The sequence below is a fragment of the Serratia sp. K-E0102 genome (assembly GCF_029962625.1).
GTDB lineage: Bacteria > Pseudomonadota > Gammaproteobacteria > Enterobacterales > Enterobacteriaceae > Serratia > Serratia sarumanii.
Genome location: NZ_CP124754.1, coordinates 4,492,366 through 4,516,140, shown reverse-complemented (window position 1 = coordinate 4,516,140; position 23,775 = coordinate 4,492,366). Strand labels below are relative to the sequence as shown.

At 60.2% G+C, this 23,775-nt stretch carries 24 protein-coding genes; 12 read left to right on the top strand and 12 right to left on the bottom strand.

Annotated elements, in window-relative coordinates; genetic code table 11:
- Positions 1-50: 50 nt before the first annotated feature.
- From lptB to SSARUM2_RS21415, 6 genes are read right to left on the bottom strand one after another with little or no spacing between them, the layout of a single operon-like run.
- Complete coding sequence (gene lptB, locus SSARUM2_RS21440; protein ID WP_004937040.1) at positions 51-776, bottom strand: LPS export ABC transporter ATP-binding protein; 726 nt, start codon at positions 774-776, stop codon at positions 51-53.
- 6 nt (positions 777-782) lie between these two features.
- Entirely contained in the window at positions 783-1,322 is a 540-nt protein-coding gene (gene lptA / locus SSARUM2_RS21435) for a lipopolysaccharide ABC transporter substrate-binding protein LptA (protein ID WP_004937045.1), read from the bottom strand.
- The gene (gene lptC, locus SSARUM2_RS21430) at positions 1,291-1,869 is read right to left on the bottom strand and encodes an LPS export ABC transporter periplasmic protein LptC (RefSeq protein ID WP_033654803.1); all 579 of its coding nucleotides are present in this window, start codon (positions 1,867-1,869) and stop codon (positions 1,291-1,293) included. Before lptC ends, lptA begins: the two co-directional genes overlap by 32 nt.
- On the bottom strand, positions 1,866-2,420 hold the full coding sequence (gene kdsC, locus SSARUM2_RS21425) for a 3-deoxy-manno-octulosonate-8-phosphatase KdsC (RefSeq protein ID WP_021505108.1): 555 nt from the start codon (positions 2,418-2,420) through the stop codon (positions 1,866-1,868). Before kdsC ends, lptC begins: the two co-directional genes overlap by 4 nt.
- A 17-nt stretch (positions 2,421-2,437) precedes the next feature.
- Complete coding sequence (kdsD, locus tag SSARUM2_RS21420) at positions 2,438-3,424, bottom strand: arabinose-5-phosphate isomerase KdsD (RefSeq protein WP_033648998.1); 987 nt, start codon at positions 3,422-3,424, stop codon at positions 2,438-2,440.
- Positions 3,425-3,440: 16 nt separating this feature from the next.
- Entirely contained in the window at positions 3,441-4,418 is a 978-nt protein-coding gene (locus SSARUM2_RS21415; RefSeq protein WP_025160120.1) for a calcium/sodium antiporter, read from the bottom strand.
- A 303-nt stretch (positions 4,419-4,721) separates the two neighbouring features.
- Between SSARUM2_RS21415 and mlaF the strand changes: the two genes are divergently transcribed.
- From mlaF to murA, 7 genes are all read left to right on the top strand, one after another.
- Positions 4,722-5,537 carry a phospholipid ABC transporter ATP-binding protein MlaF gene (gene mlaF, locus SSARUM2_RS21410; RefSeq protein ID WP_028127533.1) on the top strand — a complete coding sequence of 272 codons (816 nt, stop codon included), beginning with the start codon at positions 4,722-4,724 and terminating at the stop codon, positions 5,535-5,537.
- A 4-nt stretch (positions 5,538-5,541) separates the two neighbouring features.
- Positions 5,542-6,324, top strand: a complete 783-nt coding sequence (mlaE, locus tag SSARUM2_RS21405; protein WP_004937059.1) for a lipid asymmetry maintenance ABC transporter permease subunit MlaE — start codon at positions 5,542-5,544, stop codon at positions 6,322-6,324.
- Between the two features lie 4 nt (positions 6,325-6,328).
- Positions 6,329-6,877 carry an outer membrane lipid asymmetry maintenance protein MlaD gene (gene mlaD, locus SSARUM2_RS21400; RefSeq protein WP_033636129.1) on the top strand — a complete coding sequence of 183 codons (549 nt, stop codon included), beginning with the start codon at positions 6,329-6,331 and terminating at the stop codon, positions 6,875-6,877.
- A gap of 14 nt (positions 6,878-6,891) precedes the next feature.
- The gene (mlaC, locus tag SSARUM2_RS21395; RefSeq protein ID WP_033636128.1) at positions 6,892-7,521 is read left to right on the top strand and encodes a phospholipid-binding protein MlaC; all 630 of its coding nucleotides are present in this window, start codon (positions 6,892-6,894) and stop codon (positions 7,519-7,521) included.
- Positions 7,521-7,823 (top strand): lipid asymmetry maintenance protein MlaB, encoded by a 303-nt coding sequence (gene mlaB, locus SSARUM2_RS21390; RefSeq protein ID WP_016930202.1) that lies wholly within the window; start codon positions 7,521-7,523, stop codon positions 7,821-7,823. Before mlaC ends, mlaB begins: the two co-directional genes overlap by 1 nt.
- Positions 7,824-7,963: 140 nt before the next feature.
- Positions 7,964-8,218 carry a BolA family iron metabolism protein IbaG gene (gene ibaG, locus SSARUM2_RS21385; protein ID WP_004937066.1) on the top strand — a complete coding sequence of 85 codons (255 nt, stop codon included), beginning with the start codon at positions 7,964-7,966 and terminating at the stop codon, positions 8,216-8,218.
- A gap of 55 nt (positions 8,219-8,273) precedes the next feature.
- Positions 8,274-9,533: a UDP-N-acetylglucosamine 1-carboxyvinyltransferase gene (gene murA, locus SSARUM2_RS21380; RefSeq protein ID WP_004937068.1), complete on the top strand. Its 1,260-nt coding sequence runs from the start codon at positions 8,274-8,276 to the stop codon at positions 9,531-9,533.
- A 71-nt stretch (positions 9,534-9,604) separates the two neighbouring features.
- On the opposite strand, the gene degS is transcribed toward murA, so the two are convergent.
- From degS to zapG, 3 genes are all read right to left on the bottom strand, one after another.
- Entirely contained in the window at positions 9,605-10,663 is a 1,059-nt protein-coding gene (degS, locus tag SSARUM2_RS21375; protein ID WP_033636127.1) for an outer membrane-stress sensor serine endopeptidase DegS, read from the bottom strand.
- An 88-nt stretch (positions 10,664-10,751) separates the two neighbouring features.
- Positions 10,752-12,122: a serine endoprotease DegQ gene (gene degQ / locus SSARUM2_RS21370; RefSeq protein ID WP_033636125.1), complete on the bottom strand. Its 1,371-nt coding sequence runs from the start codon at positions 12,120-12,122 to the stop codon at positions 10,752-10,754.
- A 180-nt stretch (positions 12,123-12,302) separates the two neighbouring features.
- Positions 12,303-12,704 (bottom strand): Z-ring associated protein ZapG, encoded by a 402-nt coding sequence (gene zapG / locus SSARUM2_RS21365; protein WP_004937074.1) that lies wholly within the window; start codon positions 12,702-12,704, stop codon positions 12,303-12,305.
- A 231-nt stretch (positions 12,705-12,935) separates the two neighbouring features.
- On the opposite strand from zapG, the gene zapE reads away from it, so the two are divergent.
- The 5 genes from zapE (at position 12,936) to sspB (ending at position 16,637) form a co-directional block, all read left to right on the top strand.
- Positions 12,936-14,063: a cell division protein ZapE gene (gene zapE / locus SSARUM2_RS21360; protein ID WP_033648999.1), complete on the top strand. Its 1,128-nt coding sequence runs from the start codon at positions 12,936-12,938 to the stop codon at positions 14,061-14,063.
- Positions 14,064-14,327: 264 nt separating this feature from the next.
- Positions 14,328-14,756: a 50S ribosomal protein L13 gene (rplM, locus tag SSARUM2_RS21355; protein WP_004937079.1), complete on the top strand. Its 429-nt coding sequence runs from the start codon at positions 14,328-14,330 to the stop codon at positions 14,754-14,756.
- A gap of 15 nt (positions 14,757-14,771) precedes the next feature.
- Positions 14,772-15,164, top strand: a complete 393-nt coding sequence (rpsI, locus tag SSARUM2_RS21350) for a 30S ribosomal protein S9 (protein ID WP_004937080.1) — start codon at positions 14,772-14,774, stop codon at positions 15,162-15,164.
- 325 nt (positions 15,165-15,489) lie between these two features.
- Positions 15,490-16,131 carry a stringent starvation protein SspA gene (gene sspA / locus SSARUM2_RS21345; RefSeq protein ID WP_025304366.1) on the top strand — a complete coding sequence of 214 codons (642 nt, stop codon included), beginning with the start codon at positions 15,490-15,492 and terminating at the stop codon, positions 16,129-16,131.
- Between the two features lie 5 nt (positions 16,132-16,136).
- Positions 16,137-16,637 carry a ClpXP protease specificity-enhancing factor gene (sspB, locus tag SSARUM2_RS21340; RefSeq protein WP_004937084.1) on the top strand — a complete coding sequence of 167 codons (501 nt, stop codon included), beginning with the start codon at positions 16,137-16,139 and terminating at the stop codon, positions 16,635-16,637.
- 63 nt (positions 16,638-16,700) lie between these two features.
- On the opposite strand, the gene SSARUM2_RS21335 is transcribed toward sspB, so the two are convergent.
- The 3 genes from SSARUM2_RS21335 to gltB all read right to left on the bottom strand — a co-directional run bounded on the left by SSARUM2_RS21335 (position 16,701) and on the right by gltB (position 23,239).
- On the bottom strand, positions 16,701-17,180 hold the full coding sequence (locus tag SSARUM2_RS21335) for a hypothetical protein (protein WP_033649000.1): 480 nt from the start codon (positions 17,178-17,180) through the stop codon (positions 16,701-16,703).
- A 165-nt stretch (positions 17,181-17,345) separates the two neighbouring features.
- On the bottom strand, positions 17,346-18,764 hold the full coding sequence (locus tag SSARUM2_RS21330) for a glutamate synthase small subunit (protein WP_033649001.1): 1,419 nt from the start codon (positions 18,762-18,764) through the stop codon (positions 17,346-17,348).
- A gap of 14 nt (positions 18,765-18,778) precedes the next feature.
- Positions 18,779-23,239 (bottom strand): glutamate synthase large subunit, encoded by a 4,461-nt coding sequence (gene gltB / locus SSARUM2_RS21325; protein ID WP_039569401.1) that lies wholly within the window; start codon positions 23,237-23,239, stop codon positions 18,779-18,781.
- Between the last annotated feature and the right edge of the window lie 536 nt (positions 23,240-23,775).

Sequence of the window (23,775 nt, the reverse complement as noted above, 5' to 3'; positions counted from 1 at the left end):
TTTTCTGTCTACTTCCGTTAACGGTGTCGCCCCGCAGGGCGCGCCGGCGCTTAGAGGCGGAACTCTTCGCCCAGATAAACGCGTTTAACCTGCTCGTCGGCCAGAATAGCATCCGGCGTGCCGTGGGCAATCAGTTTGCCCTGGCTGACGATGTAGGCGCGTTCACACACGTCCAGCGTCTCGCGCACGTTGTGGTCGGTGATCAGCACGCCCAGGCCGCTGTCACGCAGGTGCTCGATGATTTTCTTGATATCGATAACGGAAATCGGATCCACCCCGGCGAAGGGTTCGTCCAGCAGTATGAATTTCGGGTTGGCCGCCAGCGCGCGGGCGATTTCGACGCGGCGACGCTCACCGCCGGACAGCGCCTGGCCGAGGCTGTCGCGCAGATGGGAGATATGGAACTCTTCCATCAGCTCCTTGGCGCGGTCTTCACGCTGTTCGCTGGTGAGGTCGGGGCGAATCTCCAGCACCGCCATCAGGTTGTCGTACACGCTCAGGCGGCGGAAGATCGACGCTTCCTGCGGCAGGTAACCGATGCCGCGGCGCGCGCGGGCGTGCAGCGGCAGCAGGCTGATGTCTTCTTCGTCGATCACGATGCGCCCGGCGTCGCGCGGCACGATGCCGACCACCATGTAGAAGGTGGTGGTTTTACCGGCGCCGTTCGGCCCGAGCAGGCCGACGATCTCGCCGGATTTCACTTTCAGGCTGACGTCTTCGACAACTTTACGGCCCTTGTAGGCTTTCGCCAGGTTTTCTGCGATGAGTGTTGCCATAAGTGATTAGTTACTCTTTTTCTGCTCGTTTTTGTCTTGCAACTGCGACGGTACCAGAACCGTTGTCACGCGTTTGCCTTTGTCGCTAAACGCCTGCATTTGCTGCTGTTGCACCAGATAGGTGATGCGATCGCCTTTCACGTTGCTGTCGAGCTGCTCCAGATAGGCGTTGCCCGTCAGGGTCACCAGCTGGGTCGCCACGTCGTAACGCACTTTCTGCGCGTGGCCTTTGACCGGCTTGCCGCTGTCCTGCATCTGGTAGAAGGTTACCGGGTTGCCGAACGCTTCAATATAGGTCTTATTCTGATCTCCGCCCGGGCGGGTGACCACCACCTTGTCGGCGCGAATATCGATGGTGCCTTGCTTGATCACCACGTTGTCGGTGAAGGTGCTGACGTTGCTCTGCATGTCCAACGACTGCTTGAGCGAGTCGATGCTGACCGGCTGGCTGGAGTCGGATTTCAGCGCCAGAGCGGGGGCGCTGGCGGCCAAAACTAAGCTGCCGAGCAACAGGTTACGGAGTTGGTTTTTGGTTCTGAATTTCATAGTTGGTCTTAACCTTATCAATCAGCTCAGCGGTTTTGGTCCGCAGGTTCCCACGCATTTTCATGCCGTTAGAGGTAAAATTGGTCCCGTAAATCGTGACTTCGTCATCGGAGGTGACGTCCTGGGTGACCAGGTTTACCTGAGCGTTGTCCGTCTTAATTTTTTCCAGCTGCGAGGTGGTGGTCAGGCTGTTTACCTCGACGTGACCATACAGATACAGCATCCGGTCTTTAGTCAGTTTGGCGCGATCGGCGCGAACTGACCAGGTGGCCACCGCATTCTCATCGAACAGCGTCATCACCGGCTGGGTGAACCAGCTCAGCTCGCCGGCGGTGTAATACTTCGCGTCTTCCGCCACCAGTTTGTAATTCAGCTTGCCGGCCGGGTTGTACACCACGGTGACCGTGTGCTGGCTCTGGTAGGTCGGATCCTGATCGTTGACCGGGCCAGGGGCCGTGTCGTCGCTAAAATCCGTCATGTTCCAGCCGATCAGCGCCAGAACGATCACCGTCAACAGGATGGTGATCCACAGTTTGGTTTTACTCATATCGACAGCCCTTTGGCGTCCTCCAGCTTATTTTGAGCCAAAAGAATGATGTCGCACAGTTCGCGCACCGCGCCGCGGCCGCCGGCAATGCGGGTGACGTAGTGGGCGCGCGGCGTCAGCAGCGGGTGGGCGTCCGCCACCGCGACCGCCAGGCCGACCTGCGCCATCACCGGCCAGTCGATCAGGTCATCGCCGATATAGGCGACCTGATCCGCCGTTAACGACAGTTTATCCAACAGTTCGCGGAAGGCCAAAAGCTTATCGGATTGCCCCTGATACAGATGGGTGATACCGAGCGTCTGCGCGCGGTCTTCCAGCAGCTTGGCGGAGCGACCGGTGATGATCGCCACCTCGATGTCCGAGGTTTTCAAGCAGCGGATGCCGTAGCCGTCGCGCACGTTGAACGCTTTCAATTCTTCACCGTTGTTGCCCATGAAGATCAGGCCGTCCGACAGCACGCCGTCAACGTCGCAAATCAACAGGCGGATGTTCCCGGCACGCGCCATAACCTCTTGTTCTACCGGCCCGTAGCAGGTTTCTACCATACCCATTCCGTTCTATTCCTTAATTAAACGACGCCGGCGCGCAGCATGTCATGCATATGTACCACACCCAGCAACTGGTCGCCATCGGCAACCAGCAGCGCGGTGATGTGGCGTTGTTGCATCAGGTTCAATGCATCGACCGCCAGGATGTTGGGGCGCACCCGTACGCCGCCCGGCGTCATGACATCGGCGATCTTCGCCTCGTGCAGGTTGATGCCCATGTCGAACACCCGGCGCAGGTCGCCGTCGGTGAAGATGCCGGCGATTTTCATCAAATCGTCGCAGACAACCGTCAGGCCCAGATTTTTGCGGGTAATTTCCAGCAGCGCGTCGCGCAGTGAGGCGTCGGCGCTGACGTGGGGCATTTCGTCGCCGCTGTGCATGATATCGCTAACCCGCAGCAGCAGTTTGCGGCCGAGTGCGCCGCCCGGATGCGACAGCGCGAAATCTTCCTGCGTGAAACCGCGCGCCTTCAGCAGCGCGACGGCCAGCGCATCGCCCATCACCAGCGTGGCGGTGGTGCTGGTGGTCGGCGCCAGCCCCAGCGGGCAGGCTTCCTGCGGCACCTTGATGCACAGGTGGATATCCGCCGCCTTGCCCATCGAGCTTTCCGGATTGTTGGTCATACAGATGAGGGTGATCTGCTGGCGTTTCAATACCGGGATCAGCGCCAGGATCTCGCTGGACTCGCCGGAGTTGGAGATGGCGAGCACGATGTCCTGTGGGGTGACCATGCCCAAATCGCCATGGCTGGCCTCCGCCGGGTGAACGAAGAATGAGGGGGTGCCGGTGCTGGCGAAGGTCGCGGCGATCTTGCAGCCGATATGGCCGGATTTGCCCATGCCCATCACCACCACTTTGCCGCCGCAGGCGGCGATCGTTTCGCAGGCGCGGGTGAAGTCTGCGTTGATGTAGCTGTCGAGCTGAGCCAGCCCTTCACGCTCTATCTGAAGCACTTCTTTGCCGGCCTGCTGAAAATCGAAGCCCGGTTGCAACTCAATGTTCGACATACTCATTCCCGTCGGTTTAGCCGAAAGTACTGAAAGGGTTAAAGAACAGCACCGCAAGATACGCAATAAAGCCACATAATAACAGAGCGCCCGCCAGGTGACCGATGCGATGCTTGCGGCCGATGCACAGTACGCTCAGCAGCACGCTGGCCGCCAGCATCACCCAGTAATCGCGCTGGAAGGCGGCGGCGTCTACGCTGCCCGGCGACAGCAGGGCGGGGACGCCCAGCACGATCACCGTGTTGAAAATATTGGAGCCGATGATATTTCCAATCGCCATATCATCCTCGCCCTTCAGCGCCCCGGCGATGGAGGTAGCCAATTCGGGCAGGCTGGTGCCGATGGCAATAATGGTCAAGCCGACCACCAGTTCGCTCAGGCCGAAATAGTGCGCAATCACCGTCGCGTTATCGACCACCATTCTGGAAGAGAGCGGCAGAATGATAAACGCCAGCACCAGCCACAGCACCGCCACGGTGTTGCTGCTGTCCTGCGGCAGCTCGGCGATCTGCTCCATGGTCAGGCTGTCGCTGCCCTCGCGCTGCGCCAGCCGGGCGATTTTCAGCATCAGCAGGATGAAGCCGGCGGCGGCGGCCAGCAGCAGCACGCCGTCCAGCCTGCTCAGGGTGCCGTCCATCAACACGAAACCGCACAATACTGTGACCGCTAACATCAACGGCAGTTCGCGCCGCAGTATCTCGGAACGCGCGGCCAGCGGGTGAATCAGCGCCGCCACACCCAGGATCAATAAGATGTTGGTGATGTTGGAACCTAATACGTTGCCAACGGCCATATCTATCTGCCCGTTCAGCGCGGCGGTGGTGGACACGATCAGCTCCGGCAGCGAAGTGCCGATGCCGACGATGGTCATGCCGATGATCAACGGCGGGACGCCGAGCGAGCGGGAAATCACGGCAGCACCATAAACTAAGCGGTCTGCACCATACACCAGTAGAAATAAACCAACGATTAATAATGCTATCGCGAGAAACATGCAGGGTCCTTTGTCGGGTATTATCCCGGTTCGTTGGTTAAAGCCGTCAATGCGGCGGTATTGCTTGCCCTCCGTTGCGCGCGCATGAGCCGCAGCAACGGTTTTTCCCGGCTAATAGTTGAACAGTTTCGTTTTTTTTCGTTATGGCGCCAATTTTGACCGGGTGGCGCGGAAAAGTAAAACCAATGGCACCATTGGTTGCGAAATGGCAGTAAGTTTTTGTAAAGATGAGACGGATTGCGCCCATTGCTTTAACATCACGGGTAGATTCAGCAAAAGATGAGTCGTAAAGGGTCCATTAACATGCTCCAAAAGGCAGATAATTTGGTCGAAGTGCGCGACATGAGCTTCTCGCGCGGCGACCGACGGATATTTGAAGACATCAACCTGACGGTGCCTCGCGGTAAGGTCACGGCGATCATGGGGCCATCGGGCATCGGCAAAACCACGCTGCTGCGCCTGATAGGCGGCCAGCTGGCGCCGGACAGCGGGGAGATTTGGTTCGACGGCGACAACATTCCCGCGTTGTCCCGCCGTCAGTTATACGACGCGCGCAAAAAGATGAGCATGCTGTTCCAGTCGGGCGCGCTGTTCACCGATTTGACCGTGTTCGAAAACGTGGCCTACCCGCTGCGCGAGCACAGCAACCTGCCTGAACCCCTGCTGCGCAGCACGGTGCTGATGAAGCTGGAAGCGGTGGGGCTGCGCGGCGCGGCCCAGCTGATGCCCAATGAGCTTTCCGGCGGCATGGCGCGCCGGGCGGCGTTGGCGCGCGCGATCGCGCTGGACCCTGAGATGATCATGTTCGACGAACCTTTCGTCGGCCAGGATCCGATCACCATGGGGGTGCTGGTCAAGCTGATCGACGAGCTGAACCATGCGCTGGGCATTACCTGCATCGTGGTGTCGCACGACGTGCCGGAGGTGCTCAGCATCGCCGACTACGCCTACATCGTGGCCGATCACCGGGTGATCGCCGAAGGCACCACGCAGCAATTGCAGAACAATCCTGATGCGCGCGTGCGCCAGTTTCTGGATGGTATAGCGGATGGGCCGGTGCCGTTCCGCTATCCGGCCGGGGATTATCAGACCGAACTGCTAGGCTTAGGGAGTAAATAAGCTCATGTTATTAAGAGCGTTAGCGTCGTTGGGGCGCAGTGGCATCAACACCAGCGCCAGCTTCGGCCGCGCCGGGTTGATGCTGTTCAACGCGTTGATTGGCCGGCCGGAACCCGGCAAGCAGTGGCCGCTGTTGTTGAAACAGCTCTACAGCGTCGGCGTGCAGTCGCTGCTGATCATCATGGTCTCCGGGCTGTTCATCGGCATGGTGCTGGGCCTGCAGGGCTATATCGTGCTCACCACCTACAGCGCCGAGGCCAGCCTCGGCATGATGGTGGCGCTGTCGCTGCTGCGCGAGCTGGGGCCGGTGGTGACGGCGCTGCTGTTCGCCGGCCGCGCCGGTTCCGCGCTGACGGCGGAAATCGGCCTGATGAAGGCGACGGAGCAGATCTCCAGCCTGGAGATGATGGCGGTCGATCCGCTGCGGCGCATCGTGGCGCCGCGTTTCTGGGCGGGGCTGATCAGCATGCCGCTGTTGACCATCATTTTCGTGGCGATCGGCATCTGGGGCGGCTCGGTGGTCGGCGTGGACTGGAAGGGCATCGACAGCGGCTTCTTCTGGTCGGCGATGCAGGGCGCCGTAGAGTGGAAAAAAGATCTGCTCAACTGCCTGATCAAAAGCGTGGTATTCGCCATTACCGTAACCTGGATTGCCATTTTCAACGGGTACGACGCCGTGCCTACCTCTGAAGGGATTAGCCGGGCGACGACGCGTACCGTGGTGCATTCGTCACTGGCGGTGTTGGGATTGGATTTCGTGCTGACAGCACTGATGTTTGGGAATTGATTCGATGCAAACGAAGAAGAGTGAAATCTGGGTTGGGGCATTTATGCTGATCGCGCTGTGCGCCATCGTGTTTATCTGCCTGCAGGTGGCGAACCTTAAATCGATCGGCAGCGAGCCGACCTACCGCATTTACGCGACGTTCGACAACATCGGCGGCCTGAAACCGCGTTCGCCGGTGAAGATTGGCGGCGTGGTGATCGGCCGCGTGGCGGACATCGAACTCGATTCGAAAACCTACACGCCGCGCGTGGCGCTGGATATCCAGAAAAAGTACGACCAAATCCCGGATACCAGCTCGCTGGCGATCCGCACCTCCGGCCTGCTGGGCGAGCAATATCTGGCGCTTAACGTGGGCTTCGAAGATCCTGATATGGGCACCGCCATCCTGAAAGACGGTGGCACCATTCAGGACACCAAATCAGCCATGGTTCTGGAAGACCTGATCGGCCAGTTCCTGTATAAAAGCGGCGGTCAGGACAGCGCCAAACCGGGAGACGCGGCCGCTGAGCCGGCTGCCGGTGCCGCACCGCAACCCGCTGTTCCAAATCATTAAGAGGGGATACCTGCATGTTTAAACGTTTACTGATGGTGGCTCTGCTGGTGGTTGCACCGCTGGCGAGCGCAGCCGACCAAACCAATCCTTACAGCATGATGCAAGAAGCGGCGCAGAAGACCTTCAGCCGTTTGAAGAATGAACAGCCGAAGATCAAGCAGGACCCGAACTACCTGCGCTCCATCGTGCATCAGGAACTGATGCCGTTCGTGCAGGTGAAATACGCCGGCGCGCTGGTGCTGGGCCGTTACTATAAAGAGGCGACGCCTGCACAGCGCGAAGCTTACTTCACCGCCTTCCAGGCTTACCTGGAGCAGGCTTACGGCCAGGCGCTGGCGATGTACCACGGCCAGACTTATCAGATCGCGCCTGAACAGCCGCTGGGCAATGCCGACATCGTGGCCATTCGCGTCACCATCATCGACAACGGCGGCCGCCCGCCGGTGCGTCTGGATTTCCAATGGCGCAAGAACAGCAAAACCGGCTATTGGCAGGCCTATGACATGATCGCCGAAGGCGTCAGCATGATCACCACCAAGCAGAACGAGTGGGCGTCCACGCTGCGTACTCAGGGCATCGACGGCCTGACCAAACAGCTGCAGGCCGCCGCCGCGCAGCCTATCACGCTGGACAAGAAAAACTGATGTCGGCAGCGCTCAGCTTCGAATCAGAGCAGCAGACGCTGATCCTGCGCGGTGAACTGGACCGGGAAACGCTGCAGCCGCTGTGGCGGCAGCGCGACGCGCTGATGGCGGATAAAACCGCGATCGACGTGGCGCAACTGCAGCGCGTAGACTCCGCCGGGCTGGCGCTGTTGCTGCATCTGCAGGAAGAGCAGCGCGAGCGCGGCGTCGCGCTGAAAATTTTCGGGGCCACCGAGCGCCTGAAAACGCTGATTGCGCTCTACAACCTGCAGGCGATAATGCCTGTCGATACCGCCGGTTAGCGGCGTTTTACGCCGCCCTTACGTGGTAAAACGATACAAAGCCCCTGTTATGCAGGGGCTTTTTCTTTAGTTTAAGAAAACATCGTATTCCACTAAGATACTAGGCTGTTTATGATCCTTTAGCGGCAGAACTGGATACTATGGAAACCAACGAGATTAAAGACGTGCTGATGCAGGCATTGGCACTGGATGAAGTACATGTGACGGGCGACGGCAGCCATTTTCAGGCGATCGTGGTCGGCGAATTGTTCGCCGGCATGAGCCGCGTCAAAAAACAGCAGACGGTTTACGCACCGCTGATGGAATACATTGCGGACAACCGCATTCATGCCTTGTCTATCAAGGCGTACACCCCTGAAGAGTGGCAGCGAGACCGCAAACTCAACGGATTTTAAGGCTGTTTGCCCTGCCGGGCGGGCAGCTTCAGATTAGATAACAGAGAGTAGTCAGATGGATAAATTTCGTGTGCAGGGTCGGACTCGCCTGAGCGGTGAAGTGTCTATTTCCGGGGCCAAAAACGCCGCCCTGCCGATCCTGTTCGCCGCCCTGTTGGCGGAAGAGCCGGTCGAGCTGCAGAATGTCCCCAAACTGAAGGACATCGACACCACCATTAAACTACTCAACCAGTTGGGTACCAAGATTGAGCGCAACGGTTCGGTCTTCGTGGACGCCAGCGGCGTGAACGAGTTCTGCGCTCCTTACGATCTGGTGAAAACCATGCGCGCTTCCATCTGGGCGCTGGGGCCGCTGGTGGCGCGTTTCGGCCGCGGTCAGGTTTCCCTGCCGGGCGGCTGTGCGATCGGCGCGCGTCCGGTCGATCTGCACATCACCGGCCTCGAGCAGCTGGGTGCCGAGATCAAGCTGGAAGAAGGCTACGTCAAGGCGTCCGTCGAGGGCCGCCTGAAGGGCGCACACATCGTCATGGACAAGGTGAGCGTGGGCGCGACCGTGACCATCATGAGCGCCGCGACCCTGGCGACCGGCACCACCGTTATCGAGAACGCCGCGCGTGAGCCAGAAATTGTCGATACCGCCAACTTCCTCAATACGCTGGGCGCGAAGATCAGCGGCGCCGGCAGCGACAAGATCACCATCGAGGGCGTCGAGCGCCTGGGCGGCGGCGTGTACCGCGTGCTGCCTGACCGCATCGAAACCGGCACCTTCCTGATCGCCGCCGCGGTTTCCGGCGGCAAAGTGATGTGCCGCAACACTCGTCCGGACACGCTGGATGCGGTGCTGGCCAAGCTGCGCGAAGCCGGTGCCGATATCGAAGTGGGCGAGGACTGGATCAGCCTGGACATGCACGGCAAACGCCCGAAAGCGGTCACCGTGCGCACCGCGCCGCACCCGGGCTTCCCGACCGACATGCAGGCCCAGTTCAGCCTGCTGAACCTGGTGGCGGAAGGCACCGGCGTCATCACCGAGACCATCTTCGAAAACCGCTTCATGCACGTGCCGGAACTGATCCGCATGGGCGCGCACGCGGAAATCGAGAGCAACACCGTGATCTGCCACGGCGTTGAGCAACTGTCCGGCGCTCAGGTGATGGCGACCGATCTGCGCGCTTCCGCCAGCCTGGTGATCGCCGGCTGCATCGCCGACGGCGTGACCGTCGTCGATCGCATCTACCACATCGATCGCGGCTATGAGCGTATTGAAGACAAGCTGCGCGCGCTGGGTGCTAACATCGAGCGCGTGAAAGGCGAGTAAGTCATTAGCGCCGGCGCGGCTGCGTCGGCAGGATGAAAATCAAAGGGCCGGCTATCAATGCCGGCCCTTTTTTAATTGTTGTCTTCCGGGAATTCGCCCACCGTCATTTTCAACGTAATGCGTTTGCCGTCGCGCAGCACGATAACCGGTATCTCGGTGCCCGGCCTGATCTCCGCCACCTGATCCATGGTCTCCAGCACGGACACCGCCGGTTTGTTATCCACGTTGATGATGATGTCGTTGATCTGGAAACCGGCGCTGCTCGCCGGGCCGTTCGGCGTGATTTCGGTCACGATGATGCCCTGCAGGCGATCGATGCCGGAATTGGAGGAACGCAGCGGAATGATCTCCTTACCCTGAATGCCGAAATAGCCGCGGATAACGCGGCCGTCGCGGATCAGCTTGTCCATGATTTTGGTAGCCAGTTCGATCGGAATGGCGAAGCCGAGGCCTTCCGGCGTTTCGCCGTCGGTGATTTTGTCATAGGTCAGGGTATTGATGCCGATCAGCTCGCCCAGCGAGTTGACCAGCGCGCCGCCGGAGTTGCCGCGGTTGATTGAGGCATCGGTCTGCAGGAATGTCTGCCGGCCGGTGGTGCTCATACTGATGCGCCCGGTGGCGCTGAGGATGCCCTGAGTCACGGTCTGCCCCAGGTTGTACGGGTTGCCGATTGCCAGCACCACGTCGCCGACGTGGGCAACGCGATTTTTATTGGTCGGGATCACCGGCAGGTTGCCGGGATCGATCTTCAGCACCGCCAAATCGGTCAGGCCGTCGGAGCCGACCAGCAGCGCTTCGTAGCGGCGGCCATCCTGCAACACCACGGTGATCTGCTGAGCGTCTTTGATCACGTGGCGGTTGGTGATGATATAGCCGCGTTCGTTCATGATCACGCCGGAACCGAGCGACAGCACGTTGGCGGCGCCGTTCAGGTTGCGGTTGTAGATGTTCACCACGGCGGGCGCGGCGCGGCGCACCGCTTTGTTGTAGCTCACCGGCGTTTCGTCGCTGGTATTCTCGGTTTTCTCTGCAAACAGGCCGTTGGAAGAGCGCAGCACGGGCAGAGCGGCCAACAGCAGGCCGGCAACGATGAGACCGATAACGACAGAACGCAAGAGCTTAGCAAACATGGAGTTTTCGTGGTGTGGTGAACGATGTTCGGAGGATAGCATGAGTTAACCGGGCGCAGTATGTCACCGAGCCCGGTTTTTGCACAAATTAACGCAGCAGCAGATAAATGGTTTCGTTACCGCGCACGATATTGAGCGCCATCACCGGTGGTTTGGCTTCCAGCACCTTGCGCAGCGCGGTGATGCTGTCCACGCGCTGGCGGTTGACGCCGATGATCACGTCGCCTTTTTGCAGGCCGATTTGCGCCGCCGTCGAGCCTTTATCCACGTTCTCCACCTTCACGCCCTTGTCGCCGCTCGGTAGCGCGCCGTTGCTGAGGGAAACCCCCTGCAGCGCCGGCGACAGCGTTTCGGCATTGGTCGAGGCGCTCTCGCTGTTGTCCAGCGTGACCGAGACTTCCTGCGGTTTGCCGTCGCGCAGCAGGCCCACCTTGAGGGTTTTGCCCGGCGCGGTGGTGCCGACCTTGGCGCGCAGTTCGGCGAAGCTGTTCACCGGCTTGCCGTCGACGGAAACCAGAATATCCCCGGCTTTGATGCCGGCCTTGGCGGCGGCGGATTTCGGCAGCACTTCGCTGACGAAGGCGCCGCGCTGCGCGTCGGTGTTGAAGGCTTTGGCCATGTCCGGGGTCATTTCACTGCCCTTGATGCCGAGCAGGCCGCGTTTCACTTCGCCGAATTCGATCAGCTGCTGGCTCAGGTTCTGCGCCATATTGCTCGGAATGGCGAAGCCGATGCCGACGTTGCCGCCGCTCGGCGCCAGAATGGCGGTATTGATGCCGATCAGCTCGCCGTTCAGGTTAACCAACGCGCCGCCGGAGTTGCCGCGGTTGATCGAGGCGTCGGTCTGAATGAAGTTTTCCAGCCCTTCCAGATTCAGGCCGGTGCGGCCCAATGCCGAGATGATGCCGGAGGTGGCGGTTTGGCCCAGGCCAAACGGGTTGCCGACCGCCACGGCGAAGTCGCCGACGCGCAGCTGATCGGAATCGGCCATCTTGATGGCGGTCAGGTTTTTGGTGTCGCTGAGCTGCAGCAGGGCGATGTCGGATTGCTCATCGCGGCCGACCAGTTTGGCGTCCAGTTCGCGGCCGTCGTTCAACTGCACGCGGATTTTATCGGCGTTGTTGATGACGTGGTTGTTGGTCAGCACGTAGCCTTTGGCAGCGTCGATGATGACGCCGGAGCCCAGCCCTTCAAACGGGCGAGAGCTCTGCTGCTGACCGGGGAAATTGGGGCCGAAGAAGCGTCTGAACTCTTCCGGCAGCTGTTGACGCTGCACCTGGGTGCCGGCGACATGCACGCTCACGACGGCGGGCAAGACTTTTTCCAGCATCGGCGCCAGGCTCGGCAGCGGCTGCCCCTGAACGGCGACGGGCAGGGCCGCGTTGGCCACCGGTGCGGCGCTGAGCGCCAGGCCGAGGCTCATTGCCAATGCACTAAGAATTAACGACTTTTTCTTCATTGATGATAACTCTCTCAATACCTGCCGATGAAAATTTGATGATAAGGCAATCACCTTGTCATAGTGAAGGGTAAGACCGTGAATTTGCGTGCAAAGTTCAGTAAAGGTAATGCGAAGGAAGGTCAATAAGGCACAAACGGGGTTAAACCCGCGGGTGGCCCCGCGGGTGAAGAAGGGATATCAGTCGCGGCGCGCGCTTTGGCCGCGCAGCAGGCCGGAGGCCCCTTCAGAATAGTCGCGCGGCATTTCCACCGGCGCCTGATCGTTGTCCGCTTCCGCTTCGGTCAGGCGATAGCGGAACGGGTTCTCCTGCATCGGCAGATCCGGCAGCAGGTTGTTGGAGCTTTTCGCCATATGCTGATACAGCTGACGATAATCGCGCGCCATGTTGTCCAGCAGCTCGGCGCTGCGGGCAAAGTGACCGACCAGCTCCTGACGGTACTCTTCCAGCTCGGTTTTGCTCTTGTCCAGCTCGTTCTGCAGGACTTGTTGTTGACGTAATTTACGGTTGCCAAAACGCATCGCCACCGCACCAATCACGATACCGACGACCAAACCAATCAGCGCATACTCCCAGGTCATGATGACTCCTATTTTGACTTCGTTGTTCCGCAGGGATTTTTCACTTAATAATATCCACTATAACCGTTAACCTTGTCAGAGTGGAATCCTGATGCGCTTCCACCCAGTGTTTACAGGGTTTTCAGCGGCGCCCGCAGCGGGCATTTGTGGCGATAACGGTGCGAATCGGCATCAACTTGCCGCCAACGTTGGCTAAATAATTTCTAAGCGTTCTTAGGGAACATCGAACAGATGCAGGCACTATCACCGTTATCTCGCTACCAGCAGGCGCTGGAGGCGGGGGAATATCAGGCCGATGAGGTTCAACGCCGGGCCGTCACTCAACTGGATCGCATTTATCAGGCCTTGCTGCAAAAACCGGCGGCGAGCGCGCCGGCCGGCGGGCTGCGCGGCAAGCTCAGCCGTTTGCTGGGCAAAGGCGGCGAAACGGCGCCGCAGCGCCCGGTGCAGGGGCTGTATATGTGGGGCGGCGTCGGGCGCGGCAAAACCTGGTTGATGGACATGTTCTTCCACAGCCTGCCGGGCGATCGCAAAATGCGTCTGCACTTCCACCGCTTCATGCTGCGGGTGCATGAAGAGCTGACCGAGCTGCAAGGGCGGGAAAACCCACTGGACATTGTCGCCGACGGCTTCAAGGCCGAAACCGACGTATTGTGCTTCGACGAATTCTTCGTGTCCGACATCACCGACGCCATGCTGCTGGCCACGCTGCTGCAGGCGCTGTTCGCCCGCGGCATCACGCTGGTGGCTACGTCAAACATCCCGCCGGACGATCTGTATCGCAACGGCCTGCAGCGGGCGCGTTTCCTGCCGGCTATCGATCTGATCAACGAGTTCTGCGACGTGATGAACGTCGACGCCGGCATCGACTATCGTCTGCGCACCCTGACCCAGGCTCACCTCTATCTGACGCCGCTGAACGACCAGACGCGCGCGACCCTGGATCGGATGTTCGTCAAACTGGCGGGCAAGGCGGGGGAGGAGGCGCCGGTGCTGCAGATCAACCATCGGCCGCTGCAGGCCATTCGTTCGGTGGACGGCGTGCTGGCGGTGGATTTCCACACGCTGTGCGAAGAGGCGCGCAGCCAGCTGGATTACATTGCGCTGTCGCGGCTGTATCACAGCGTGATCCTGTATAATGTGCAGGTGATGGGGCCGCTGAAAGAGAATACCGCGCGCCGTTTCCTGGCGCTGGTGGACGAATTCTACGAGCGGCACGTCAAGCTGGTGATCGGCGCCGAGGCGTCGATGTTCGAGATCTACCAGGGGGAACGGCTTAAGTTCGAGTACCAGCGCTGCCTGTCGCGCCTGCAGGAAATGCAGAGCGAAGAGTACCTCAAGCTGCCGCATCTGCCCTGAGTCCGCCGGGCCTATCGCCGGTTGCCTGCCGCCGGCGATAAATTTATTTTCCATTCAAAAACCGTTCGATCTTTGTGAGCGACTTCTCTATAATCTTGCGACCCCACGTTACAACAAAGTTTTTTTTCCCAAAAACTTTATAGTGCCGGCAATGGCTATTCGAAGGGGTAGGTTTGCTGGACTTGTATGGTCGTGTGAGCCTCAACTGTTTTCGAGCGTTTGGGTGTTCACCAACGTGTAACTAATTATTGGGTAAGCTTTCTAATGAAAACTTTTACAGCTAAACCAGAAACCGTAAAACGCGACTGGTACGTTGTTGATGCAGATGGTAAAACTTTAGGCCGTCTCGCTACTGAACTGGCTCGTCGCCTGCGCGGCAAGCATAAAGCGGAATACACCCCGCACGTGGATACCGGTGATTACATCATCGTTCTGAACGCTGACAAAGTTGCTGTAACCGGCAACAAGCGTACAGACAAAGTGTACTACCACCACACCGGCCACATCGGTGGTATCAAGCAAGCGACCTTTGAAGAGATGATTGCCCGCCGTCCTGAGCGCGTGATTGAAATCGCGGTTAAAGGCATGCTGCCAAAGGGCCCGCTGGGTCGTGCTATGTTCCGTAAACTGAAAGTTTACGCGGGCACCGAGCACAATCACGCGGCACAGCAACCGCAAGTTCTGGACATTTAATCGGGATTAATGGCAATGGCTGAAAATCAATACTACGGCACTGGTCGCCGCAAAAGCTCCGCCGCTCGCGTCTTCATCAAGCCGGGCAACGGTAACATCGTTATCAACCAGCGCAGCCTGGAACAGTACTTCGGTCGCGAAACTGCCCGCATGGTAGTTCGTCAGCCGCTGGAACTGGTCGACATGGTTGGCAAACTGGATCTGTACATCACCGTTAAAGGTGGTGGTATCTCCGGTCAAGCTGGCGCTATCCGTCACGGTATCACCCGTGCACTGATGGAATACGATGAGACTCTGCGTTCTGAACTGCGTAAAGCTGGCTTCGTCACCCGTGACGCTCGTCAGGTTGAACGTAAGAAAGTCGGTCTGCGTAAAGCACGTCGTCGTCCGCAGTTCTCCAAGCGTTAATTTTCGCTGCTTCGGCAGTGCGATTTACGCAAAAAACCCGGTGCTTCACCGGGTTTTTTTATGCCTGAAATCCGCCATCCCCGACTAAAATCTGTGGCATATCAGACAATTCAACATGAATTCGCCGCACCGCCCCCACAAAACAAGCAAAATCTGGTAAACTATCACCCACTTTTGCGCCTGTTCGCCGTGCAGTTGATCCCCTGGGCCGGTTTTTCATGGGCTCGGGTCGCGCTGCGTGCTGCCGGCCTGCGGCAAGATTATTCAGGATAGCAGCCTGTCAGTTGGCTATTCGCAGTATTTTCTAGATAACTTGGAGGTTTTCATGGCTGTCGCTGCCAACAAACGTTCGGTAATGACGCTGTTCTCTGGCCCGACCGACATTTTTAGCCATCAAGTACGCATCGTACTGGCGGAGAAAGGTGTCAGCGTCGAGATCGAGCAGGTCGAAATGGATAACCTGCCGCAAGATCTGATTGACCTCAACCCTTACCAGACGGTGCCTACGCTGGTCGATCGCGAACTGACCCTGTATGAATCCCGCATCATCATGGAATACCTGGATGAGCGTTTCCCGCACCCGCCGCTGATGCCGGTTTACCCGGTTGCCCGTGGCGAGAGCCGTCTGATGATGCTGCGCATCGAGAAGAACTGGTACTCGCTGATGGACAAGATCGAGAAGAGCAGCGGCCAGGAAGCGGAATCCGCCCGTCGCCAACTGCGTGAAGAGCTGCTGGCGATCGCGCCGATCTTTGGTCAGACGCCGTATTTCATGAGCGAAGAGTTCAGCCTGGTGGATTGCTACCTGGCGCCGCTGTTGTGGCGTCTGCCGCAGCTGGGCATCGAATTGAGCGGTGCCGGCTCCAAAGAGCTGAAAGGCTACATGACCCGCGTCTTCGAACGCGACGCCTTCCTGGCTTCCCTGACCGAAGCCGAGCGTGAAATGCGCCTGCAGACCCGGGGCTAAGCGCGATGGACATGTCTCAGATGACGCCGCGTCGCCCGTATCTGCTGCGGGCGTTCTACGACTGGCTGCTGGATAACCAGCTGACGCCGCACCTGGTGGTCGACGTGACTCGCCCGGACGTGCAGGTGCCGATGGAGTTCGCGCGTGACGGCCAGATAGTGCTGAATATCGCGCCGCGGGCGGTAGGCAACCTGGCGTTGGGTAACGAAGACGTGCAGTTCAACGCGCGCTTCGGCGGCGTGCCGCGTCAGGTTTCGGTGCCGATGGCCGCCGTGTTGGCGATCTATGCGCGTGAAAACGGTGCCGGCACGATGTTCGAACCGGAAGCCGCCTACGACGAGAGCGAAGGCGTGTTCGAAGGCCTGGACAATGAGACGATCCCTTCGGAAACGCTGATGTCGGTGATCGACGGCGATCGCCCGGACACCGCGGAAGACAACGGCCCGGACGACGAACCGCCGCAGCCGCCGCGCGGTGGCCGCCCGGCGCTGCGCGTGGTGAAATAAGCCCGCGCGAACAAACGAAAAAGCACCTCATGGGGTGCTTTTTTTTTGCCCGGCAGAAATGAATCAGCCTTTCAAGGCGGCAATGCAGGCATCGCGTGGCGCGCTGAGATCGCCTACGCGCACGGTGGACAAGGCGCGGGTTGCGCGCTGGCGGAAACTGGTGACGGCGGTGTCGCCTTGCACTTCCGGCGGCGCGGTGCAAATGTCATTGAGCGGCAGATCGTTGCCTTTGTTGAGCGCCTGCAACACCGCCGCCGGATTGTAGATCAGGGCGGCAGAAAGGGCCGATTTGATGCCGGCGGTAAAGCCGGCATTGCCGCCGCCGGCCAGCTTGGGCGCTAGGGCAATCCAATTGTCGTCCCCCAGCCGGATGCTGTTTTCCACGGCGTTGAACTGCCCGGCCTTGCCTAACTGAGCCACGACCGGCCGCGCGCCGCGCGCTTCGATATTGTAACCAACCTCCTGCGAATCCAGCGCCATGGCTGAAGCGCTGAAACTGACGGCCAGCAGCGCGCCGGCCAACAGGGAAATGGAGCATTTCATGTTCGCTATCCTTATCTCGGTGTCAGGCGCAGCCGCGCCCCGCAATGGTGCCAACTCAATACTATAGCGCGTTGAGACGGTGAGGAGAGGGGGAGGAGTGACAAAGCGTGGCAGGCTAAAAACGGAGGCCCGGCAATATGCCGGGCCTCCGATGGTACGGAAGGTTTACACTTCCAGGTAGTTCATGATGCCATCTGCCGCTTTGCGGCCTTCGGCAATCGCTGTCACCACCAGGTCGGAGCCGCGCACCGCGTCGCCGCCGGCGAAAATTTTCGGGTTGCTGGTCTGGAACGCGTTGTCGCTGCCCTCCGGCGCCAGGATGCGGCCCTGTTTATCGAGCTGCACGTCGTGCGCCGCCAGCCAGTCCATGCGGTGCGGGCGGAAGCCGAACGCCATCACCACCGCGTCCGCGTCGATCACGTGTTCGGAACCCGGTACCTGCTCCGCCGCCTGACGGCCGTTGGCATCCGGCGCGCCCAGCTGGGTGCGCACCATTTTCACCCCGGCCACGCGGCCGGCGCTGTTCAGTTCGATGCTCAGCGGCTGCAGGTTGAACTGGAAGTCCACCCCTTCTTCCCGGGCGTTCTTCACTTCGCGCTTGGAGCCCGGCATGTTGGCTTCGTCGCGGCGGTAGGCGCAGATGACCTGCGTCGCGCCCTGGCGCACCGAGGTACGCACGCAGTCCATGGCGGTATCGCCGCCGCCCAGCACCACCACCCGCTTGCCCTCCATGCTGACGTAAGGCTCGTGCTGATCGGCTTCATACCCCATCAGCTGCTTGGTGTTGGCGATCAGGAACGGCAGCGCGTCGTACACGCCCTGCGCTTCCTCGTTCTCCAGGCCGCCGCGCATCGACTGATAGGTGCCGACGCCGAGGAATACCGCATCGTACTCGCTCAGCAAGGTCTCCATGCTGACGTCTTTGCCCACTTCGGTGTTCAGCTGGAACTCGATGCCCATCTCGCTGAAAATGCCGCGGCGTTTGACCATCACTTCCTTTTCCAGCTTGAAGGCCGGGATGCCGAAGGTCAGCAGGCCGCCGATCTCAGGATGACGGTCATACACCACCGCTTTGACGCCGTTGCGGGTCAGCACGTCGGCGCAGGCCAGCCCGGCGGGGCCGGCGCCGACGATCGCCACGCGCTTGCCGGTCGGCTGCACGTGTGACATGTCCGGCTTCCAGCCCATTTCGATGGCCTTATCGCTGATGTAGCGCTCGATATTGCCGATGGTGACCGCGCCGAACTCGTCGTTCAGGGTGCAGGAGCCTTCGCACAGGCGATCCTGTGGGCACACGCGGCCGCACACTTCCGGCAGGCTGTTGGTCTGATGCGCCAGGTCCGCCGCTTCCATGATGCGGCCTTCGTTGGCCAGCTTCAGCCAGTTCGGGATGTAGTTGTGCACCGGGCACTTCCACTCGCAATACGGGTTGCCGCAGGACAGACAGCGGTCCGCCTGGGCCTTGGCCTGGGTTTCCGAAAACGGTTCGTAGATCTCGACGAACTCGATTTTGCGGATCTTCAGCGGTTTCTTTGGCGGATCAACACGCTGCAGGTCGATAAATTGATAAACGTTCTGGCTCATTAATGACCTACCTCTTACTGCGCCTGCACCCGCAGCTCGGCTGCGGAACGGCTACGGTGACCCAACAGCGCTTTGACATCGCTGGACTTCGGTTTGACCAGGGCGAACTTCGGCGCCCATTCCGGCCAGTTGGCCAGGATCTCTTCCGCGCGGGAAGAGCCGGTCGCCTGCACGTGTTCGGTGATCAGGCCGCGCAGGTGCTCCTCATGGATCGCCAGCTGATCGACATCCAGCACTTCCACCAGCTCCGGGTTCACGCGCTTGCGGAACTCGCCGTCTTCGTCCAGCACGTAGGCGAAGCCGCCGGTCATGCCCGCACCGAAGTTGATGCCGGTTTTACCCAGCACGCAGACGATGCCGCCGGTCATGTATTCGCAGCCGTTGTCGCCGATGCCTTCCACCACGGTGATGGCGCCGGAGTTGCGCACCGCGAAGCGTTCGCCCGCGCGGCCGGCGGCGAACAGCTTGCCGCCGGTGGCGCCGTACAGGCAGGTGTTGCCGACGATGCTGGCTTCATGGCTGCGGAAGGCGGAGCCGATCGGCGGACGCACCGCGATGCTGCCGCCGGCCATGCCTTTGCCGACATAGTCGTTGGCGTCGCCGGTCAGGGTCAGCTCGACGCCGCCGGCGTTCCAGACGCCGAAGCTCTGCCCGGCGGTGCCGGAGAAGTGCGCCTTGATCGGATCGGCCGCCATGCCCTGATCGCCGTGCACGTCGGCGATTGCGCCGGACAGCATGGCGCCCACGGAGCGGTCGGTGTTGCGAATGTCGAAGTAGAAGGTTTTACCCTGCTTCGCTTCGATATGCGGCTGCGCCTGCGCCAGCAGCTCTTTGTTCAGCAAGCCCTTGTCGAACGCCGGGTTGCTGCTTTCGGTGCAGTACACCGCTTTGCCCGGATGCGGCGTGGCGGTTTTCAGCAGCGGCGCCAGATCCAGCTTGTTCTGCTTGGCGGAGATGCCGTCCAGCTCGGTCAGGAACTCGGTGCGGCCGATCAGATCCACCAGCTGGCTCACGCCCAGCTGCGCCATGATCTCGCGGGTTTCACGCGCGATAAACTGGAAGTAATTCGTCACGCGTTCCGGCAGGCCGTGGTAGTGATCGCGGCGCAGTTTGTCGTCCTGAGTCGCAACGCCGGTCGCGCAGTTGTTGAGGTGGCAGATGCGCAGGTATTTACAGCCCAGCGCCACCATCGGCCCGGTGCCGAAGCCGAAGCTTTCCGCGCCCAGGATCGCCGCCTTGACGATGTCGACGCCGGTTTTCAGGCCGCCGTCCACCTGCAGGCGGATCTTGTGGCGCAGGCCGTTGGCCACCAGCGCCTGCTGGGTTTCCACCAGGCCCAGCTCCCACGGACAGCCGGCGTATTTCACCGAGGACAGCGGGCTGGCGCCGGTGCCGCCGTCGTAACCGGCGATGGTGATGAGATCGGCATAGGCTTTTGCCACGCCGGTGGCGATGGTGCCGACGCCCGGCTCGGAAACCAGTTTCACCGAGATCACCGCTTTCGGGTTGACCTGCTTCAGGTCGAAGATCAGCTGCGCCAGATCTTCGATCGAGTAGATGTCGTGGTGCGGCGGCGGGGAGATCAGCGTTACGCCCGGCACCGAGTAACGCAGTCTGGCGATGTACGGAGTGACCTTGTCGCCCGGCAGCTGGCCGCCTTCGCCCGGTTTGGCGCCCTGCGCCACCTTAATCTGGATCACGTCGGCGTTCACCAGGTAGGCCGGCGTCACGCCGAAGCGGCCGGAGGCCACCTGTTTGATGCGCGACACCTTGTTGGTGCGGTAGCGCGCCGGATCTTCGCCGCCTTCGCCGGAGTTGGAGAAGCCGCCGAGGCCGTTCATGGCGATCGCCAGCGACTCGTGCGCTTCCGGGCTCAGTGCGCCGATCGACATCGCCGCGGTGTCGAAGCGTTTGAACAGCGACTCCGCCGGTTCAACCTGATCGACCGGGATCGGTTCGCCTTTCGGCGTGATGGCCAGCAGATCGCGCAGCATGGCGACCGGCCGCTCGTTTACCAGCTTGGCGTAGGCCTGATAGTCGCTGTATTCCCCGCTGTGCACCGCTTTTTGCAGCGAGTTCACCACGTCCGGGTTGTAGGCGTGGTATTCGCCGCCGTGCACGAATTTCAGCAGGCCGCCTTGCTCCAGCGGCTTGCGTTTCAGCCAGGCGCGCTTGGAAAGGTTCTGCAGATCCTGCTGGAAGTCGCTGAAGCTGGCGCCGCCGATGCGGCTGACCACGCCCTGGAAGCACAGATCCGCCAGATCGCGATGCAGGCCGACCGCTTCGAACAGCTTGGAGCAGCGGTAAGAGGCGATGGTCGAGATGCCCATTTTGGACATGATCTTGTACAGGCCTTTATTGATGCCGTTGCGGTAGTTCAGCATCACGTCGCGGTATTTCTTGTCGATCGCCTGGCTGTCCACCAGCTTGGCCAGGGTTTCATAGGCCAGGTACGGGTAGATGGCGGTCGCGCCGAAGCCGAGCAGCACGGCGAAGTGGTGCGGATCGCGGGCGCTGGCGGTTTCAACAATCAGGTTGGCGTCGCAGCGCAGGCTTTTCTCTACCAGGCGGGTTTGCACGGCGCCAACGGCCATCGGGGCCGGGACCGGCAGGCGGCCGGGCGCGATGGCGCGGTCGGACAGCACCAACAGCACCGCGCCTTCGCGCACCTTGCGTTCCGCTTCGTCGCACAGGGCGCGAATGGTCTGCTCCAGATCCTGCTGCTGCGGATCGAAGGTCAGATCGAGCGTCTCGGCGCGATAGTATTCGCCTTCCAGCGTGGTGAGCTGTTTGAAATCGGAGTACAGCAGGATCGGCGATTTGAAGCTCAGGCGGTGCGCCTGGCCTTCGGCTTCGCAGAACACGTTCATTTCACGGCCGATGCTGGTGGCCAGCGACATGACGTGCGCTTCGCGCAGCGGATCGATCGGCGGGTTGGTGACCTGCGCGAACTGCTGGCGGAAATAGTCGTAAACGATGCGCGGCCGGCTGGAGAGCACGGCGAACGGGGTATCGTCGCCCATCGAACCGGTGGCTTCCTGGCCGATCTCGCCCAGCACGCGGATCACCTGATCCAGCTCTTCGCTGCTGTAGCCGAACTGTTTCTGGTAGGTTTCGAGCTGTGCGTCGTCGAGTTCGCGGCTGCCGACCTGATCGTCCGGCAGATCTTCGAACGGCACCAGACGTTTGACGTTTTTCTCCATCCACTCTTTATACGGGTGGCGGCTTTTCAGATCGTTGTCGGTTTCCGCCGAGTGCAGGATGCGGCCGCTGCGGGTGTCGATCACCATCAGCTCGCCGGGGCCGACGCGGCCTTTTTCCACCACTTCATCCGGCTGGTAATCCCAGATGCCGACTTCGGAGGCGCAGGTGATCAGCTTGTCTTTGGTGATCACATAGCGCGCTGGGCGCAGGCCGTTGCGATCGAGGTTACAGGCGGCGTAGCGGCCGTCGGACATCACGATGCCGGCCGGGCCGTCCCACGGCTCCATGTGCATCGAGTTGAAGTCGAAGAAGGCGCGCAGATCGCCGTCCATGTCCGGGTTGTTCTGCCAGGCCGGCGGCACCAGCAGGCGCATGGCGCGGATGAGATCCATCCCGCCCGCCAGCAGCAGCTCCAGCATGTTGTCCAGCGAGCTGGAGTCGGAGCCGGTTTCGTTGACGAACGGCGCGGCGGCCTGCAGATCCGGGATCAGCGGCGTTTGGAATTTGTAGGTACGGGCACGCGCCCATTGGCGGTTGCCGGTGATGGTGTTGATTTCGCCGTTGTGCGCCAGGTAGCGGAACGGCTGCGCCAGCGGCCAGCGCGGCACAGTGTTGGTGGAGAAGCGCTGGTGGAACAGGCAAATGGCCGATTCCAGGCGCAGGTCCGCCAGATCGAGATAGAAGCGCGGTAGATCCGCAGGCATGCACAGGCCTTTATAGATCGTCACCAGATTGGAGAAGCTGCAGACGTAGAAGCTGTTGTCCTGCACGCGTTTCTCGATGCGGCGGCGCGCCACGAACAGGCGGCGCTCCATATCGCGCGGGCGCCAGCCGGCGGGGGCGTTAACGAAGATTTGCTCGATGCGCGGCAGGGAGGAGAGGGCGATTTCACCCAGCACGTCCGGGTTGGTCGGCACTTCGCGCCAGCCGACGATCGACAGCGTTTCGTTTTGCAGCTCTTCTTCCACGATGCGGCGGCTGAGGCGCGCTTCCTCTTCATTCTGGCTGAGGAACATCATGCCGACGGCGTAGTTCTTGGCCAAACGCCAGCCGCGCTCTTCCGCCACCATGCGGAAGAAGCGATCGGGTTTTTGCAGCAACAGGCCGCAGCCGTCGCCGGTCTTGCCGTCGGCCAGGATCGCGCCGCGGTGCTGCATGCGGGCCAGCGCGTGAATGGCGGTGCGCACCACCTTGTGGCTAGGTTCGCCTTCTATGTGGGCGATCAGGCCGAAACCACAGTTGTCCCTCTCTTGGGATTTATCGTACAACATATCGTGAACCTCCCCAGGCTCTGCGTGACTCTCACAACCTACTGCGAGGGGGCTTCCCAATTTCAGGCAGAAGTCCAATCAGCAAGTTAACCCCGCCAATCTGCTTTTCCGCCCTCCATCAATGGCCTCTCGTGACGGTCTCACAAGTGGTATAGGACTTGTTTTAAGAGGGAGTCTTCAATTACTGCATAAATATGACGAGACGTTTGCCCGTCCAGAAAGCTTCCAGCGGACTTCCAACTTAGCGAGAAAGAATTCGCAGGTCAAATGTGGGCTTAAGATAGATTCTTATCGAATTTATGGTATTTATTTATTTGAAAAATAAGGTGTTTAATGCATTTTTGCACTATCGTGGGGCAACGCCGATCCCCGCAGAAGTGTGAGCTGTCTCACTATAGTGCAACCCCTTAATCTCTGCACCATGCTAGTGCGGGGGTTAATGGCAGAGTTTTATTCTATAAGATATTGCTTGGTTGATGTTTATGACTATTTTTCACCGTGTTGTCATATTGCCGTTAACGGTTGCGTGACGATTA

What these genes read in the sequence shown, in the direction of transcription:
- lptB (WP_004937040.1), bottom strand. Translation starts at nt 776, where the DNA reads ATGGCAACACTCATCGCAGAAAACCTGGCGAAAGCCTACAAGGGCCGT.
- lptA (WP_004937045.1), bottom strand. Translation starts at nt 1,322, where the DNA reads ATGAAATTCAGAACCAAAAACCAACTCCGTAACCTGTTGCTCGGCAGC.
- lptC (WP_033654803.1), bottom strand. Translation starts at nt 1,869, where the DNA reads ATGAGTAAAACCAAACTGTGGATCACCATCCTGTTGACGGTGATCGTT.
- kdsC (WP_021505108.1), bottom strand. Translation starts at nt 2,420, where the DNA reads ATGGGTATGGTAGAAACCTGCTACGGGCCGGTAGAACAAGAGGTTATG.
- kdsD (WP_033648998.1), bottom strand. Translation starts at nt 3,424, where the DNA reads ATGTCGAACATTGAGTTGCAACCGGGCTTCGATTTTCAGCAGGCCGGC.
- SSARUM2_RS21415 (WP_025160120.1), bottom strand. Translation starts at nt 4,418, where the DNA reads ATGTTTCTCGCGATAGCATTATTAATCGTTGGTTTATTTCTACTGGTG.
- mlaF (WP_028127533.1), top strand. Translation starts at nt 4,722, where the DNA reads ATGCTCCAAAAGGCAGATAATTTGGTCGAAGTGCGCGACATGAGCTTC.
- mlaE (WP_004937059.1), top strand. Translation starts at nt 5,542, where the DNA reads ATGTTATTAAGAGCGTTAGCGTCGTTGGGGCGCAGTGGCATCAACACC.
- mlaD (WP_033636129.1), top strand. Translation starts at nt 6,329, where the DNA reads ATGCAAACGAAGAAGAGTGAAATCTGGGTTGGGGCATTTATGCTGATC.
- mlaC (WP_033636128.1), top strand. Translation starts at nt 6,892, where the DNA reads ATGTTTAAACGTTTACTGATGGTGGCTCTGCTGGTGGTTGCACCGCTG.
- mlaB (WP_016930202.1), top strand. Translation starts at nt 7,521, where the DNA reads ATGTCGGCAGCGCTCAGCTTCGAATCAGAGCAGCAGACGCTGATCCTG.
- ibaG (WP_004937066.1), top strand. Translation starts at nt 7,964, where the DNA reads ATGGAAACCAACGAGATTAAAGACGTGCTGATGCAGGCATTGGCACTG.
- murA (WP_004937068.1), top strand. Translation starts at nt 8,274, where the DNA reads ATGGATAAATTTCGTGTGCAGGGTCGGACTCGCCTGAGCGGTGAAGTG.
- degS (WP_033636127.1), bottom strand. Translation starts at nt 10,663, where the DNA reads ATGTTTGCTAAGCTCTTGCGTTCTGTCGTTATCGGTCTCATCGTTGCC.
- degQ (WP_033636125.1), bottom strand. Translation starts at nt 12,122, where the DNA reads ATGAAGAAAAAGTCGTTAATTCTTAGTGCATTGGCAATGAGCCTCGGC.
- zapG (WP_004937074.1), bottom strand. Translation starts at nt 12,704, where the DNA reads ATGACCTGGGAGTATGCGCTGATTGGTTTGGTCGTCGGTATCGTGATT.
- zapE (WP_033648999.1), top strand. Translation starts at nt 12,936, where the DNA reads ATGCAGGCACTATCACCGTTATCTCGCTACCAGCAGGCGCTGGAGGCG.
- rplM (WP_004937079.1), top strand. Translation starts at nt 14,328, where the DNA reads ATGAAAACTTTTACAGCTAAACCAGAAACCGTAAAACGCGACTGGTAC.
- rpsI (WP_004937080.1), top strand. Translation starts at nt 14,772, where the DNA reads ATGGCTGAAAATCAATACTACGGCACTGGTCGCCGCAAAAGCTCCGCC.
- sspA (WP_025304366.1), top strand. Translation starts at nt 15,490, where the DNA reads ATGGCTGTCGCTGCCAACAAACGTTCGGTAATGACGCTGTTCTCTGGC.
- sspB (WP_004937084.1), top strand. Translation starts at nt 16,137, where the DNA reads ATGGACATGTCTCAGATGACGCCGCGTCGCCCGTATCTGCTGCGGGCG.
- SSARUM2_RS21335 (WP_033649000.1), bottom strand. Translation starts at nt 17,180, where the DNA reads ATGAAATGCTCCATTTCCCTGTTGGCCGGCGCGCTGCTGGCCGTCAGT.
- SSARUM2_RS21330 (WP_033649001.1), bottom strand. Translation starts at nt 18,764, where the DNA reads ATGAGCCAGAACGTTTATCAATTTATCGACCTGCAGCGTGTTGATCCG.
- gltB (WP_039569401.1), bottom strand. Translation starts at nt 23,239, where the DNA reads ATGTTGTACGATAAATCCCAAGAGAGGGACAACTGTGGTTTCGGCCTG.